The following is a 15051-nucleotide window of genomic DNA, read 5'->3' on the forward strand; positions in this document are numbered from 1 at the left end:
ATGCAACGTTTTCTTAGCATCGCTCTGGCGCTCTGCGTCGGCCTGACGCTGAGCCTGGACGCCAACGCCAAGCGTTTTGGCGGCGGCAAGAGCTCGGGCTCCGCGCCTATTCACCAGACCCGCCAGGCCACGCCAACCACGCCTGCCGCCGCGCCGACCGCACCTGGCCGTGCAGCCCCGGCCGCCAGCGGTGCTTCGCGCTGGTTGGGCCCACTGGCCGGCCTCGCCGCCGGTGGCCTGCTGGCTTCCATGTTCATGGGCGATGGTTTCGAAGGCTTCCAGATCATGGACTTCCTGATCGTGGCGCTGATCGCATTCCTGGTGTTCCGCTTCATCGCCGCGCGCCGCCGCCAGCAGCAACCGCAAATGGCCATGCCGGGCCATGCACCAATGCACCGTGAAGCTCACGCCCAGCCTGCCCAGCCGTCCATCTTCGGTGGTTCGGCCGAACCTGCTGCCGCTGCAGCCCCGGTGATCAACGCCCCAGCCTGGTTCAACGAACAGAACTTCCTGGCTGCCGCCCGTAACCATTTCCAGGCACTGCAGCAGCACTGGGACGCCAACGAGATGGACAAGATCGCCGAGTTCGTCACCCCACAGATGCTCGAGTTCCTCAAGCGCGAGCGCGCTGAACTGGGTGATGGCTTCCAGTCCACCTACATCGACAACCTCGATGTGCAGCTGGACGGTGTCGACGACCGCGCCGACCGCACCGATGCCACCCTGACCTTCCGTGGCGTGTCGAAGAACTCGCGCTTCGACCAGGGCGAAGTGTTCAGCGAAAGCTGGCACATGGTCCGTGCCCAGGGCGAAAACCAGCCTTGGCTGGTGGCCGGTATCCGTCAGAACGGTTAACCGCTGCCTGCTGCACAAAAAACCCCGGGCCTGTCCCGGGGTTTTGCTTTTGCCAGAGTGGCCTACTAGGGTATAACGCGCAGCGTTGTCATCTAGGTCAGAGGAAGTGAACCGTGGAAGAAGTGATCGAACAACTCCGTGAAGCCAATGAGCCGGTACCGGTGCCCTTGGAGCTTCCAGACGAGGACCAGCTGGTAGAGATCGAAGAGCAGCTGTTCATCAACATTCCGTTCGTGTTCAAAGAGTTCCTGCTGACCGTCAGTGACGTGGTGTATGGCTCACTGGAGCCGGTGACCGTAACCGACCCACAGTCTCATACCTACCTGCCCGACGTCGCCGCCAATGCCTGGGACGCCGGCGTACCCCGTGACCTGATTCCGCTGTGCCAGGACGGTGACAACTACTACTGCGTCGAAGAGGATGGCACCGTGGTGCTGTGGGATGCCGAAGAGGAAATCGTTGGCGAAGACAGCTGGGAATCGGTGTGGCACTGGGCGCGGGATGTCTGGCTGGAGAGCTGATTCCAACCTCTGATTTGATGCTGCCTGTGCCGGCCTCTTCGCGGGTAAACCCGCTCCCACGGGGACTGCACGATGCTCAACACCTGTGCAGTCCCTGTGGGAGCGGGTTTACCCGCGAAGAGGCCGGCACAGGAATAGGAAAATTTATGGCTCAGTGCCATCAATGTAGTTAAAATCGCCAGGCTTTCTGCGCCGGGCGACATCGCTACCGCTCCATCCCCTCGGACGACGGTGAAATCTTGCGCAGGGAGCATTACCCCCCTTCAGTGCATGTTCTCGCGGCTGTTCTCCAGCGTCTCCAGCAAGGCAATCTGCATGCGCGTATGCACGCGGATAAACCAGCGCCACAGCAAGGCCACCACCACCGCAGCCACCACGGCAATCACCAGCAGCAGCTCGCTGGTAGGCAGAATGCTCGCCGACAGCGCAGACAGCAGCAGGAAAATCACCAGCAGCGACAATAGGGGGATCACCTCGGCAATAACACGGCGCACACGCTGGGTATGCCGCCCGGCCATTTCCGGTTTCACCCCCATCTCCGCCAGCAGCATCGACAGTGCCTTGAGCTTGCGGTAGGCGGCAATCAGGAATGGCAGCGACAGCAACAACGCCGCCCCCCAGATAAGCGCTTTCTGCTGGCTGGCATCGCTGAGCCACTCGCTGAGCCAGTTGCCGATACGCCCGGCGAAGTAACCACCACTGAAGAAGATGGCGATCACCAGCGCCAGGTTGACCCCCACCTGCAACAGGATGCGCCGGATCATCGCTGCCAGCATGGCGCTCTCGCCCTGCGGCTGGATGCTACGCAACCATTCGCCATACAACGACAGCACTCGCGCCAGGCGGCTGGGCACTACCTTGCCCAGCTTGAGTGACAGCGGGTCGGCGGCACGGATCAGGTAGGGTGTCAGCAGTGTAGTGATTGCTGATACCGCCACAGCCACCGGGTAGAGGAAGTCGCTGGTCACCTGCAGGGTCATGCCCAGCGCGGCGATGATGAAGGAAAACTCGCCAATCTGCGAAAGCCCCATGCCCACGCGCAGCGATGTACGTCCGTCATTGCCGGCAATGAACGCACCCATGCCACACGACAGCATCTTGCCCAACACCACCGCCAGGGTAATGACCACGATCGGCCAGGCGTAGTCGATCAGCACCTGGGGGTCGATCATCAGGCCGATGGCGACGAAGAAGATGGCGCTGAACAGGTCGCGTACCGGTTCGATCAGGCTCTCGATCTTCAGCAACTGGCGCGATTCGGCCATGATTGCGCCAATCAGGAAGGCGCCAAGCACCATGCTGTATTCCAGCTTCACCACCAGCAGGCAGAAGCCGAAGCACAGGCCCAATACGGTAATCAGCAACATCTCGTTGCTTTCGAATTTGGCCACATAGGCCAGCAGCCGCGGCACCAACAGGATGCCGATGACCAGCGCTACGATCATGAACAGCGACAACTTGCCAACAGTGGAGAACACCTCGCCCGAGCTGACCGTACCGCTGACGGCGATGCCCGACAGCAGGGCGATGATGCCGATGCCAAGTATGTCCTCGACGATCAGCACGCCGAAGATAAGCTGGGCAAAACGCTCATTCTTCATCTTCAGGTCGTTAAGTGCCTTGACGATGATGGTGGTCGAGGAAATCGCCAGGATGGCACCTAGGAACAGCGAGTCCATGGTGTTCCAGCCGAACCAGCGGCCGATCTCGAAGCCGATCCAGATCATCAGCACGATTTCCAGGAACGCCGCGATGAATGCCGTGGCACCTACCTTGAACAGCTTGCGCAGGCTGAACTCGAGCCCCAGGCAAAACATCAGAAAGATCACCCCCAGCTCGGCGAGGGTCTTGATGGTGTCTTCGTCGTGAATCAAACCGAACGGTGGAGTGTGCGGGCCGATGATGAAGCCGGCGACGATGTAACCCAGCACCACGGGTTGCTTGAGGCGGTGAAAGAGAACGGTCACCACGCCAGCAACCAGCATGATGACTGCCAGGTCCTGGATGAAGCTGATGGCATGCATGGCGTGATACTCCTTTTCTCGTCCGTTGCTGGGTGCCTGGGCAGACCGCTCCTCTGCCAAGGCAACCCTGAGCGAGCAGCAAGTACATACTGTTTTGAGTGCAGGAAAAGCCCACGTCGCATGGGTTTAGTCAGGTTAACATCGCACCTCACCGCAAAAAGGCGGTGCAATATGCAGAAACAGATCGGCTGAAAAAGCGCCGCTGATGGCATGATCGGCGTGACGATGGACCGTCAGCCAACGTCCCGTACCAGGAAGGCAAATTCAAAAGAGGGGAAAGAAGTGTCTGCAGATAATGCCCCCCATTCGCCCGATTCAGCGCAACCTCACCGTGAGCACACTATGGAACCTGGAAACGCCCAGCTGAGCATGACCGTCCTGATGACCCCGGACATGGCCAACTTTTCTGGCAACGTACATGGCGGCACCCTGCTCAAGTACCTCGATGAAGTGGCCTATGCGTGCGCCAGCCGCTATGCCGGCAGCTATGTGGTCACCCTGTCGGTCGACCAGGTGATCTTCCGCGAGCCGGTGCACGTGGGTGAACTTGTGACCTTCCTGGCATCGGTCAACTACACCGGCAACACCTCGATGGAGGTGGGCATCAAGGTGGTGACCGAGAACATCCGCGAGCGCTCGGTGCGCCATTCCAACAGCTGCTTCTTCACCATGGTCGCGGTCGACGACAACCGTCGCCCGGTACCGGTACCGCCGCGCCAGCCGCAGAGCAGCGAAGAAAAGCGCCGCTTCCTGCAGGGCCAGCAGCGCCGGCAGATCCGCCAGGAACTGGAAAAGCGCTATCAGGACCTGAAAACCGACGCCATTTAAAGCGCCAGCAGTTGTGCCTCGAAACGTACCCGTGGGTGCGCGATGCGGTCCTGGGCCCGCACCAGTTGCAGCTCGTAGCTGGCGCAGGCCTGGGTTTCCAGCAGCACTTCGTGCGTGGCCGCAGCGGTGAATTCAAACGCCTGCAACCAGCTGTCGCCGAGCAGCACGCGGGCCAGGAAAAGGCCTGAGGTCAGATCACCCACCCCCACCGGCTGCCGCGGGAACGCCAGCAGCGGGCGGCGCAGGTGCCAGCTGTGCTCGGCGGTCACCAGCAGCATCTCGAACTGGTCCTCGGCACGTCCGGGATAGGCCAGGTGCTTGACCAGCACCACCTGCGGCCCGCGCCGCAGCAGGCTACGCGCCATGTGCACACAGTCCTCCAGCGATTGCGCCCGGCGCCCACAGAAGCTGTCCAGCTCAAGCTGGTTGGGGCACAGGATGTCAGCCCTGGCGGCCGCCTCGTCGAGCAGGAACTCGCTGACTTCCGCTGGCACGATGCAGCCCTTCTCCGGGTGCCCCATGACCGGGTCACACAGGTACAAGGCCTTTGGGTTCACCGCCTTGATCCGCGCAACGCCGGCCAGAATCGCCCGCCCTTGCTCGGCACTGCCCAGGTAGCCGGACAGCACCGCGTCGCAGTGGCCCAGCTCGCCAATGTTGGAAATGCCTTCCACCAACGCAGGAATTTGCGCCGGGGCAAGCACTTCACCCGCCCACTGGCCATACTGTGTGTGGTTGGAGAACTGCACGGTATTGAGCGGCCACACATTGACCCCGATACGCTGCATGGGAAACACCGCAGCGCTGTTGCCGGCGTGGCCGAACACCACATGGGACTGAATGGCGAGCAAGTGCGGGGTACGTTTCATGCGGGAGGTTTCCAAAGCTGTTTCAAGGATTGTGCGCAGCGCAGTATGAACTTGATTGCCACCTGTACGACAGGCCAGGGACGCAGTTAAGCTGGATCGACCTGTTTGGAGCATATGCAAATGTTGACCCTGGAAAACCTCTTCGTCCTGATGCTGGTAGCCACGGCAGGCGCCTGGTTATGGCACAACCACGGGTTGCGCGAGAAAGCCCTGGAGCGGGTCAAACAACATTGCGCCAAGCTCGACCTCGAACTGCTCGACGATGCAGTCGCACTCAAACGTATCGCCTTTGTCCGTGACGCCAACGGCCGCAAGCGCCTGGCGCGCGTCTATGCCTTCGAGTTCACCGTCACCGGCGAGCAACGCCACCCCGGTACCGTGACCCAATTCGGTGCCCACAGCGTGCAGATCGAACTGGCGCCCTACCCGTTCGAGATCAAGACCCCGCCCCGCGCCGACAATGTCATCGAGATGCAGCAGTGGCGCCAGGAGCACAACCGCTGGCGCAACTGATCAGCTGACGCGGCATTCGCTCAAACCGGCTTGCAGCGCGGGTTGCGATTGCGGCTGATCGAAAATCAGCTCGATCCGAGTATCCCTGCGCCAGTCGCTGGGCTGCCAGGTAGGCATATCCCCGTTCAGGCCATTGAATGATTGCCAGCCCTCCACACTGTGGATAACCCCTTTGGCCCGCCGCCATGGCCAGGCGCGCAAGAACGCCTGCAACCGCTGTGGATAAAACTGCTGGCCGGGATGCCAGCGCCAGCCGATGCTCCAACCTCCCTCTCCTTGGTGGGCAATACAGATCGGCTGCCCAGGGTCGGCCCATAGCGCTGCCGGAGGATTTACAAGATTGTCGATAATCCTGTTATCCACAACCGAGCTGTCAACAATGCCCTTGGGTACCGCCGGAAGGTCCGACAGGGGCAGCTTCCCTTGGACGGTCCAGAACATTTTCTTTCCAGTAAATTTGTTATTTATCAATGATTTATATATTTCATCCACAGCCTCTGATTTGTTGAAAACAATGCTTTCAGAAGCATCGAACGCTTGCTGTTGAGCCTCCGGCAGGCGCTCGTTCCGAACCATCGACTGCGCATCCACGACCATCAGCAATGGCTGTATTGTCAGCACGCCAGCCCAAGGGGTTTGCTGCAACTGATCGAGTAACTGCAAGGGATGACCCAGCCCGGACGGTTCGATGAACAACCGGTCCGGCCGGGATTTGCGCAGCAGCCGGCCCAGACCCACCTGGAACGGCATACCATTGACGCAGCACAGGCAGCCACCTGCAACTTCGGCGAGGGCAATACCGTCTTCGTCACGGCTTAGCAAGGCGGCATCCAGACCTACCTGGCCGAATTCGTTGATCAATACAGCCCAGCGCTCATTGGCCGGACGCTGAGCCAGCAGATGACGGATCAAGGTAGTCTTGCCGGCCCCCAGCGGGCCGGCAATTACGTGGGTCGGAATGTTCTGCAGCATGGGTGGCTTCGGGCAGTGGTGATGCCTCACTATGCGCCGTCAGGCCAGCCAGTCAAGGCTGAGCAAAAGGCGCCCCTGTTGCCCCGAGGGCGAACGATGCACCAGGCCTGCACCTTCGTTGCCCTGCCACTTCTCGCCCTTGAGCACGGCTACCTCACCGGCTTGCAGGTGCTGGATGTTATCCACAGATGGCTGGGTTGTGTGTAACTCACCACGCTGACTCGCATGCTCTTGCAACCACTCGCTGCCCGGGCCTATGTAGGTGGTGAGCAAACGCAGCGGCACATTATCCACATGAAAGCGCGGGCACATGGGGCCTGCCAGTACCCGCAGGCGCAATCCGATCCTCCGCGCACCCACCAGGCAGGTATAGGCCGCCACCAACCAGGCCACATCGGCTACGAATGCCTCATAGCCGTGCAAGTCCGCCGCTTCGCGCAACAGCTCGGTCAGTACCGGCATGTGCTGTTCATCCACATCGATGACGCGCTGGTCTGCCAAGGGCTGGCCAAGACTTAGCACCAGCGCGGCAAAGTCCTCCAGTTGCGGCGGCAAACGTCGGCGCCACACCGCCAGGTTCACGCCATCCTGCAGCACATCGGTCAGCACCTGCGGTGTTTCTCCAAATACCTGGCAGATATCCACAGGCTTGCGTGCGGGGTTCATGCTGCCGACGCCTCATGCCATGGACCGAAGGGATCGGGCAAACGCAACCATCCCATGTGCCCCAGGTCCATTTCCTGATCGGTCAACAGGCATGCATTGAGGTCTGTGGATAATTTTACGAAGTTGATATTTTGCCCGATAAATACCAGTTCCTGGCGGCAGTCACCGCTCTCGGCAGTCCAGTTTTTCATGATCGCAGCGGTGTTATCCACATCCTGTGGCCACTGCTCGCGCGGTACGAAGCGCCACCAGCGGCCCGCCAGGCCATGGCGCATCATGCCGCCCGCCTGCGACCAGCTACCAGCCTCCTGGTACTTGCTGGCCAACCAGAAAAAACCTTTCGAACGCAACAGTCGGCCATTGCTCCAGGGCTTGTGGATAAAGTCGAAAAAGCGCTGTGGGTGAAGCGGGCGCCGGGCCTGCCAGGTGGTGGCGGCAATGCCGTACTCTTCGGTTTCCGGCACATGCTCGCCGCGCAACTCCTGCAGCCAGCCCGGTGCCTGGGCAGCCTGCTCGAAGTCGAACAGGCCGGTGTCGAGGATGCGCGCCAACGGCACCTGGCCCATGACCATGGGCACGATCTGCGCCCGGGCATTGAGGCTGCGCAGAATGGCCATGAGCTCTTCGCGTTCGTGCTGGCTTATCAGGTCGATCTTGCTCAGCAACAGCACATCGGCGAACTCGACCTGTTCGATCAGCAAATCACTGATCGAGCGCTCGTCTTCCTCACCCAGGGTTTCGCCACGGCTGGCCAGACTGTCTGCCGCCTGGTAATCACGCAGAAAGTTCAAGCCATCGACCACGGTGACCATGGTGTCCAGCCGAGCCATGTCGGACAGACTGCGCCCCTGTTCGTCGCGGAAAGTGAAGGTCTCGGCCACCGGAAGTGGCTCCGAGATCCCCGTAGATTCGATCAGCAAATAATCGAAACGCCCTTCTTCGGCCAGCCGCGCCACTTCCTCGAGCAGGTCTTCACGCAGCGTGCAGCAGATGCAGCCATTGCTCATCTCCACCAGCTTCTCCTCGGCACGGTTGAGGCTGACGTTGCGCTGCACCTCGCTGGCGTCGATGTTGATTTCGCTCATGTCGTTGACGATGACCGCAACCCGCAGGTCGTCGCGGTTACGTAGCACATGGTTGAGCAAGGTGCTCTTGCCGGCGCCAAGGAAGCCGGACAGCACGGTGACGGGGAGACGGTTGGACATGGCGAAACCTCTTCAGGCGAGCGCATTCAAAACGATGCATTGCACAATGTTATAAAGTAACAATACAATTTCGCCAAGCCGTTCTTGACGGACGAGTGCCCACCGGGGATGAAAATGAACTGCCACACGCCATGGTGCTGCTGTTATTCACCGTGCTTCATTCCCGCATTGCCGCTTGATCGGTGGTGGCTGCTGATCGCCCTTTTTGTTTGGAATGCCAGATGACCCAGCTCAAGCTCCCCGACATAGCCGCACAAACCCAGGAATATGCCTTGCCTCTGAACTGGGTGGGCATGTGCGGGATCGCTCAACCCGTGCAGTTCGAAGGGCGCACAGCGGCCGCCACTGTCGATGCAGGCGTTAGTCTGGTAGACGGCAGTTCACGCGGCATCCATATGTCGCGGCTTTATCTTGCCCTGGAGTCGTTGGAGCATCAGCCCCTGACACCGCTCACCATACGCCAGCTACTGTGCAACTTTCTCGGTAGCCATAAAGGCCTCTCTTCTGCGGCCTATCTGCGTCTGCGCTTCAAGCATCTGCTGAAACGGCCTGCTTTGATCAGCCCGCTGGAAGGTTGGAAAAGCTATGCAGTCACCGTCGATGCCAGGATCGAAAATGAAATGTTCCACGTGGAACTATCCGTTTCCGTCCCCTACTCCTCGACTTGTCCGTGCTCGGCTGCACTTGCACGGCAACTGATTCAGCAACAGTTCCAGGCGCATTTCAGCGATGAGCAGGCCAACAAATCTGCAGTGCTGCAGTGGCTTGGCAGCGCCGAAGGCATCGTAGCGACGCCCCATAGCCAACGTAGTAGCGCGGAAATCCAGGTAAGGCTGCGCAGCAATCAGCAGGAACTACCAATCACCGAGCTGATCGATCGCATAGAAGCAAGCTTGGGGACAGCGGTACAGACCGCGGTAAAACGCGCAGACGAACAAGCCTTTGCCTTGGCCAACGGCCAGAACCTGATGTTCTGCGAAGACGCCGCACGACGCCTGCATAAGGCGCTACGACAAATAGAATGGGCCACGGCCTTCAAGCTGCGTGTAGAGCATGCAGAAAGCCTGCATGCCCACGACGCTGTCGCGACCAGCCAGTGGCAATGGGATATCAGCTACGCGGCTTGACAGAACCGCAGTCATTACCCAACCACACGGCACGGGTGTTCATACTGCCTTGCTGCTGCACACCCGAGGCGTTGAACGTGCCATTGACCTGAGTGGTGAATTCCCGGTCACTGAGGAAAGTCGCCTGGCCACTGCCCTGTGCTTTGGGGCAACTGAACTGGAATTTCCACACATTGCCAGTGCGGTCGGTGATCTTCTGAGTACAACCTGACTTCGGGTCCTGCAGCGGGATATCGTTGGTTGCCACCTGTTCTGGCGTCAGGCAGGAGCGCACCCCCTTACCACCAACAGTCACCCCTTGCTTGGCCAGCACCCCTTCCATCATTGCGCGCTGCTCCGGCGGCAGGTTCTTCAACTGACCGAGCATGAACTCCATATCGGGTAACGGCTTGCCATCGACCTGCATGTTGCTGGTGGTCAACTCCCACAAGCCTGGCTGCAGCATCTGAGCATGCACCAGCGGGCTGCTCACACCTAGGGCCAAGGCCAACAGTGGCAGACGAATCTTCATGGACGAACGCTCCTGGAAAAAAACCGGCCAAGCGGGCCGGGCTGAGCCTTAGACGCCAAATCCACCTGCAGGTTGCAAGGCGGACCGGGAACGTGTTCTGTTACTCAAGTGTACTCGGCAAGCAGGATGCATATGGACTACCACAGCCCCTACTTCTTCGGTTACCTACTCGGCCTGGTTCACCTGCTGGGTATCGTCGCCGCACTGCACGCACTGTTCACCGTGCGCACTGCCCAAGGCGCAATCGCCTGGGCGATGCCGTTGTTCTTCATCCCCTACCTCACCCTGATCCCTTACCTGATCTTCGGTGCCCGATCGTTCTATGCCTACATCAAGGCCCGGCGCCAGGCCAACCAGGAAATGCACGTGGCCATGGCCAACCTAAACTGGCGGCCTTGGGTAGAAGAAGCCCTTACCGCTCGCGAGTCAGAAAGTTATGCGGCCTTGCGCGCCATGCCCAAGCTCGGGCGCATGCCCTGCCTGGCCAACAACCAGGTGAAACTACTGATCGATGGCAAGGCGACATTCGATGCCATCTTCGCCGCTATCGAAAAAGCTCGCGACGTGGTGCTGGTACAGTTCTTCATCATCCATGACGACAGCCTCGGCAAGGCACTGCAGCAACTGCTGCTGCGCAAGGCCGCCGAGGGGGTGCAGGTGTTCGTGCTGTACGACCGCGTCGGCAGCCATGCCTTACCGTCCAGCTACAGCCAGCTGCTACGCGACGGAGGGGTGCAGATCCATGCCTTCGCCACCCGTCGAGGCTGGTTCAACCGCTTCCAGGTGAACTTCCGCAATCACCGCAAGATCGTGGTAGTGGATGGCCTGCTCGGTTTCATCGGCGGGCACAACGTGGGCGATGAGTACCTTGGTGGCCACCCGCAGCTCTCACCCTGGCGCGACACCCATGTGCAGATCAGCGGGCCGGTGCTGGCCTGCCTGCAGGAGTCGTTCGCCGAGGACTGGTATTGGGCCACGCGCCAGCTACCGCCGCTGATCCTGCCAGACGCCTACCCGGATAACGGCGTGCTGTGCCAGGCCTTGGCCAGTGGCCCGGCCGACCCACAGGAAACCTGCTCGCTGTTCTTCCTTGAGGCGATCCATTCAGCCACCCGCCGCGTGTGGATCACCAGCCCGTACTTCATCCCCGACGAGGCAGTATTCGCCGCGTTGCGGCTGGCGGTACTACGTGGGGTCGATGTGCGTGTGCTGATCCCGTCACGCCCAGACCATCGCATCGTTTATGCCGCCTCCAGCCTGTTCGCCTTCGAAGCGGTACGGGCGGGTATACGCATGTTCCGCTACCAACCGGGCTTCCTGCATCAGAAGGTGGTACTGGTGGATGACGATGTCAGCGCGATCGGCAGTGCCAACCTGGACAACCGCTCGTTCCGCTTGAACTTCGAGATCACCCTGCTGACGGTCGACCGCGGCTTCGCTGACCAGGTCGAGAACATGCTGATCAATGACTTTGAACAGGCACGGGAAATTACTGCGGAGGACAGCCGCGATACCCATCGGCTGCAGCAACTGGGCATGCGTATTGCGCGGCTGATTTCGCCGATTCTGTGATGCGTCTGCGCACCTCGCAAGGTATCGCGGCCCTTGTGAGAGCGTGTTTACCCGCGAAGACGTCAGTGGCTGTACCGACGCATTCGCGGGTAAACCCGCTCCCACAGGGTATGGTGTCGCGCTTGCGTGCTTGGTCGCAATTCAGCGATACAAGTCTTCACGCGTCCAGGGCAGGTCATGGTGCCCATCGGCGTAGGGCTTCACGGCCAGTATCTGGTGCAGGTTGATCCAGCCCTTCTGGAAGGCATATGCACACCCGGCCAGGTACAGGCGCCAGATGCGCAACGTCTTCTCGGGCACCAGCGCCGCCGCCTTGTGCAGCTGGTTCTCCAGGTTCTCACTCCAGTGGTGCAAGGTCTTGGCGTAGTGCAAACGCAGGCTTTCCACGTCTACCACCTCCAGCCCCGCTTCACAGATGCTGGCACTGATCATCGACAGGTGCGGCAGCTCGCCATGGGGGAACACGTAGCGATCGATGAACTCGCCAGCGCCACGCCCGACCGGGCGGCCATCGACATGCTTGGCAGTGATACCGTGGTTCATCACCAGCCCCCCTTCCCTCACGGCACCGAACAGCTTCTGGCTATACAGGGCCAGGTTGGCATGCCCGACATGCTCGAACATGCCAACGCTGACAACCTTGTCGAAGCGGCCATCCTGAGGCAGGTCGCGGTAGTCGAGAATCTGCAGGTCGACCTTGTCGGCCAGCCCCTCTGCCTTGACCCGCTCGCGACCGAGCTTGAGCTGCTCCTTGCTCAAGGTGATACCAAATACCTTGGCGCCATATTCGCGAGCAGCGAAACGCGCCAGGCCACCCCAGCCACAACCTACGTCGAGCAGGTAGTCACCGGCGTCCAGGCGCAGCTTGCGGCACAGATGATCGAATTTGTCCTGTTGTGCCTGATCAAGCGTGTTGTCCGGCTCGCGGAAGTAGGCGCACGAGTAGGCCATGTCCTGATCCAGCCATAGCTGGTAGAACGCGTTGGAAACATCGTAATGGTAGGAAATGGCTTCGGCGTCGGTGCTCTTGTCATGGGCCCGCCGCTGCGGTGGTGTGTCATCCGCATCGGTCAGTAGCGCTTCGCTCAGCTCATCGCATACGCGGATGGCTTCACCAATATCGCCTTCCAGCTCCAGCTTGCCTTCGACGAATGCCGTGCCCAGCTGGTCCATGCTCGGGTGGCTCAACTGGCTGATCAGCTGTGGCTCTTTGACCAGGATGGTGACCTGCGGGCTAGGCCCCAGATCGAACTGGTTACCGTCCCACAGTTTCAGCCTCAGCGGCAGATGCAGGCTCTGCAGTGCCGGTGGAAGTTGCGCAAGCATGAACGACCCTCCTGTCCGTATTTGGCCACGACGCCTGATAATTCGAACGTCGCCGGATCAGAGTAGTTCATTCGTGGGATGTTTCCTCTAAACCAGACCATGGTCTAGACCCGGCTGGTCTTATCCATGCGGCAGATTGTATACAATTTTTGCATCTCAGCTTAACCTTGTGGCCCTCTTGCGCTTCTTCATCCTGGAGTTGAACCCATGAAATCCTATGACGTGGTGATCATCGGCGGCGGCCCTGGTGGCTACAATGCAGCCATCCGTGCCGGCCAGTTGGGCTTGAGCGTAGCCTGCGTGGAAGGCCGCTCGACCTTGGGCGGTACTTGCCTGAACGTGGGCTGCATGCCTTCCAAGGCGCTGCTGCATGCATCCGAGCTGTACGAAGCCGCCAGTGGTGAGGAATTCGCCCACCTCGGTATCGAAGTCAAACCCACCCTCAACCTCGCCCAGATGATGAAACAGAAGGACGAGAGCGTGACCGGCCTGACCAAGGGCATCGAGTACCTGTTCCGCAAGAACAAGGTCGACTGGATCAAGGGCTGGGGCCGCCTGGATGGTGTCGGCAAGGTTGTGGTCAAGGCTGGGGACGGCAGCGAAACCGCACTGCAGGCCAAGGACATCGTCATTGCCACCGGCTCCGAGCCTACGCCACTGCCGGGCGTGACCATCGACAACCAGCGCATCATCGACTCGACCGGCGCGCTGTCGCTGCCACAAGTGCCCAAGCACCTGGTGGTCATCGGCGCTGGCGTGATCGGCCTCGAGCTGGGTTCGGTATGGCGTCGCCTGGGCAGCCAGGTCACGGTCATCGAATACCTCGACCGCATCTGCCCGGGCACCGACGAAGAAACCGCCAAGACCCTACAGAAAGCATTGGCCAAGCAAGGCATGGTGTTCAAGCTGGGTAGCAAGGTGACCCAGGCCAATGCCAGCGCCGATGGCGTGAGCCTGACCCTGGAGCCGGCCGCCGGCGGCACCGCAGAAACGCTGCAAGCCGACTATGTACTGGTCGCCATCGGCCGTCGCCCCTATACCAAAGGGCTGAACCTGGAAAGCGTGGGCCTGGAAACCGACAAGCGTGGCATGCTCGGCAACGACCACCACCGCACTTCCGTACCGGGTATCTGGGTGATTGGCGACGTCACCTCCGGCCCGATGCTGGCGCACAAAGCCGAAGACGAAGCCGTGGCCTGCATCGAACGCATCGCCGGCAAGCCCCACGAGGTCAACTACAACCTTATCCCCGGCGTGATCTACACCCGCCCCGAGCTGGCCACCGTGGGCAAGACCGAAGAGCAGCTCAAGGCCGAAGGGCGGGCCTATAAAGTCGGCAAGTTCCCCTTCACCGCCAACAGCCGCGCCAAGATCAACCACGAGACCGAAGGCTTCGCCAAAGTCATCGCCGATGCCCAGACCGATGAAGTGCTGGGTGTGCACCTGGTAGGCCCAAGTGTCAGCGAGATGATTGGCGAGTTCTGCGTAGCCATGGAATTCTCGGCTTCGGCGGAAGACATCGCCCTCACCTGCCACCCCCACCCCACTCGCTCCGAGGCCTTGCGCCAGGCAGCGATGAATGTGGACGGGATGGCGATGCAGATCTGATGCGGAACAAGGCCGCGCCTACAGGAAAATGCCCCTGCGGGAGCGGCCTTGTGCGCCTGATGCGTCTGCCTTCGACCTTGATCGAGCACCCACATTCGAGCCGCTGCGTTCAGGCGCCTTCGCCTGCAGGGTGCAGTGAGCGCCAATGCATTATCTGCCGCTGGATATTCCAGTGGATGATGTGCTCATACAACGCTTTTATGAAACCTGCATCGAATTCGCTGCCGCCGGCCCAGGCCAGGCGCTCCTGGAGCATGGCGGCCACCCGCTCAGGTGCCGGGATGGCTTGCTCGTTGGCCTTGAACTGCACAGCGGCCTTGACGTAGCCCAGGCGCTTTTGCAGCGCCTCGAAGATCTGCCGGTCGTGGAAGTCGATGCCAGCGCGGATGTCTTCGAGGCTGGTGCAGGCATCGGGTTGTTTCGGGAGCGACATATGAGGGTCTCTAAAGTGCGA

15 protein-coding genes are annotated in these 15051 nt (G+C 60.5%); 7 read left to right on the forward strand and 8 right to left on the reverse strand.

Features of this window, described 5'->3' with window-relative positions; all coding sequences use genetic code 11:
* Both CAY82_RS09380 and CAY82_RS09385 read left to right on the forward strand, forming a co-directional pair.
* Complete coding sequence (locus tag CAY82_RS09380; RefSeq protein ID WP_087500957.1) at positions 1-855, forward strand: Tim44 domain-containing protein; 855 nt, start codon at positions 1-3, stop codon at positions 853-855.
* Between the two features lie 113 nt (positions 856-968).
* Positions 969-1376: an SMI1/KNR4 family protein gene (locus tag CAY82_RS09385; protein ID WP_087500958.1), complete on the forward strand. Its 408-nt coding sequence runs from the start codon at positions 969-971 to the stop codon at positions 1374-1376.
* A 263-nt stretch (positions 1377-1639) separates the two neighbouring features.
* On the opposite strand, the gene CAY82_RS09390 is transcribed toward CAY82_RS09385, so the two are convergent.
* The gene (locus tag CAY82_RS09390) at positions 1640-3400 is read right to left on the reverse strand and encodes a cation:proton antiporter (protein ID WP_087500959.1); all 1761 of its coding nucleotides are present in this window, start codon (positions 3398-3400) and stop codon (positions 1640-1642) included.
* 342 nt (positions 3401-3742) lie between these two features.
* On the opposite strand from CAY82_RS09390, the gene CAY82_RS09395 reads away from it, so the two are divergent.
* Positions 3743-4228: an acyl-CoA thioesterase gene (locus CAY82_RS09395; RefSeq protein WP_009683536.1), complete on the forward strand. Its 486-nt coding sequence runs from the start codon at positions 3743-3745 to the stop codon at positions 4226-4228.
* On the opposite strand, the gene pdxY is transcribed toward CAY82_RS09395, so the two are convergent.
* Complete coding sequence (gene pdxY / locus CAY82_RS09400; protein WP_087500960.1) at positions 4225-5097, reverse strand: pyridoxal kinase PdxY; 873 nt, start codon at positions 5095-5097, stop codon at positions 4225-4227. The two genes, CAY82_RS09395 and pdxY, sit on opposite strands and share 4 nt — an antisense overlap.
* 120 nt (positions 5098-5217) lie before the next feature.
* Between pdxY and CAY82_RS09405 the strand changes: the two genes are divergently transcribed.
* Positions 5218-5610 (forward strand): DUF3301 domain-containing protein, encoded by a 393-nt coding sequence (locus CAY82_RS09405; protein ID WP_013974846.1) that lies wholly within the window; start codon positions 5218-5220, stop codon positions 5608-5610.
* Here CAY82_RS09405 and CAY82_RS09410 read toward each other — a convergent pair whose 3' ends face one another.
* The 3 genes from CAY82_RS09410 to zigA are packed head-to-tail and all read right to left on the reverse strand — an operon-like array spanning position 5611 to position 8453.
* Positions 5611-6582 (reverse strand): GTP-binding protein, encoded by a 972-nt coding sequence (locus tag CAY82_RS09410; RefSeq protein ID WP_087500961.1) that lies wholly within the window; start codon positions 6580-6582, stop codon positions 5611-5613. It lies immediately after the preceding gene.
* Positions 6583-6621: 39 nt separating this feature from the next.
* Positions 6622-7248 (reverse strand): DUF1826 domain-containing protein, encoded by a 627-nt coding sequence (locus CAY82_RS09415; protein WP_087500962.1) that lies wholly within the window; start codon positions 7246-7248, stop codon positions 6622-6624.
* Complete coding sequence (gene zigA, locus CAY82_RS09420) at positions 7245-8453, reverse strand: zinc metallochaperone GTPase ZigA (RefSeq protein WP_087500963.1); 1209 nt, start codon at positions 8451-8453, stop codon at positions 7245-7247. The genes CAY82_RS09415 and zigA overlap by 4 nt, the downstream gene beginning before the upstream one ends.
* Positions 8454-8674: 221 nt before the next feature.
* On the opposite strand from zigA, the gene folE2 reads away from it, so the two are divergent.
* Complete coding sequence (gene folE2 / locus CAY82_RS09425) at positions 8675-9580, forward strand: GTP cyclohydrolase FolE2 (protein WP_087500964.1); 906 nt, start codon at positions 8675-8677, stop codon at positions 9578-9580.
* Here folE2 and CAY82_RS09430 read toward each other — a convergent pair.
* Positions 9564-10091, reverse strand: coding sequence for a DUF3617 domain-containing protein (locus CAY82_RS09430; RefSeq protein ID WP_015272374.1), 528 nt, complete (start codon positions 10089-10091; stop codon positions 9564-9566). The genes folE2 and CAY82_RS09430 overlap by 17 nt on opposite strands.
* Positions 10092-10223: 132 nt before the next feature.
* On the opposite strand from CAY82_RS09430, the gene cls reads away from it, so the two are divergent.
* The gene (cls, locus tag CAY82_RS09435; protein ID WP_087500965.1) at positions 10224-11663 is read left to right on the forward strand and encodes a cardiolipin synthase; all 1440 of its coding nucleotides are present in this window, start codon (positions 10224-10226) and stop codon (positions 11661-11663) included.
* A 141-nt stretch (positions 11664-11804) separates the two neighbouring features.
* Here the strand turns inward: cls and cfaB are convergent, their stop codons facing one another.
* Positions 11805-12989: a C17 cyclopropane fatty acid synthase CfaB gene (cfaB, locus tag CAY82_RS09440; protein WP_087500966.1), complete on the reverse strand. Its 1185-nt coding sequence runs from the start codon at positions 12987-12989 to the stop codon at positions 11805-11807.
* A gap of 207 nt (positions 12990-13196) precedes the next feature.
* Here cfaB and lpdA point away from each other — a divergent pair, with 207 nt between their 5' ends.
* Positions 13197-14597, forward strand: a complete 1401-nt coding sequence (gene lpdA, locus CAY82_RS09445; protein WP_087500967.1) for a dihydrolipoyl dehydrogenase — start codon at positions 13197-13199, stop codon at positions 14595-14597.
* Positions 14598-14706: 109 nt separating this feature from the next.
* Here lpdA and CAY82_RS09450 read toward each other — a convergent pair whose 3' ends face one another.
* Positions 14707-15030: an isochorismate lyase gene (locus CAY82_RS09450; RefSeq protein WP_087500968.1), complete on the reverse strand. Its 324-nt coding sequence runs from the start codon at positions 15028-15030 to the stop codon at positions 14707-14709.
* Positions 15031-15051 lie beyond the last annotated feature (21 nt).

Origin of the sequence: Pseudomonas sp. SID14000, assembly GCF_002165135.1 — a bacterium.
In the GTDB taxonomy this organism is placed as follows: domain Bacteria; phylum Pseudomonadota; class Gammaproteobacteria; order Pseudomonadales; family Pseudomonadaceae; genus Aquipseudomonas.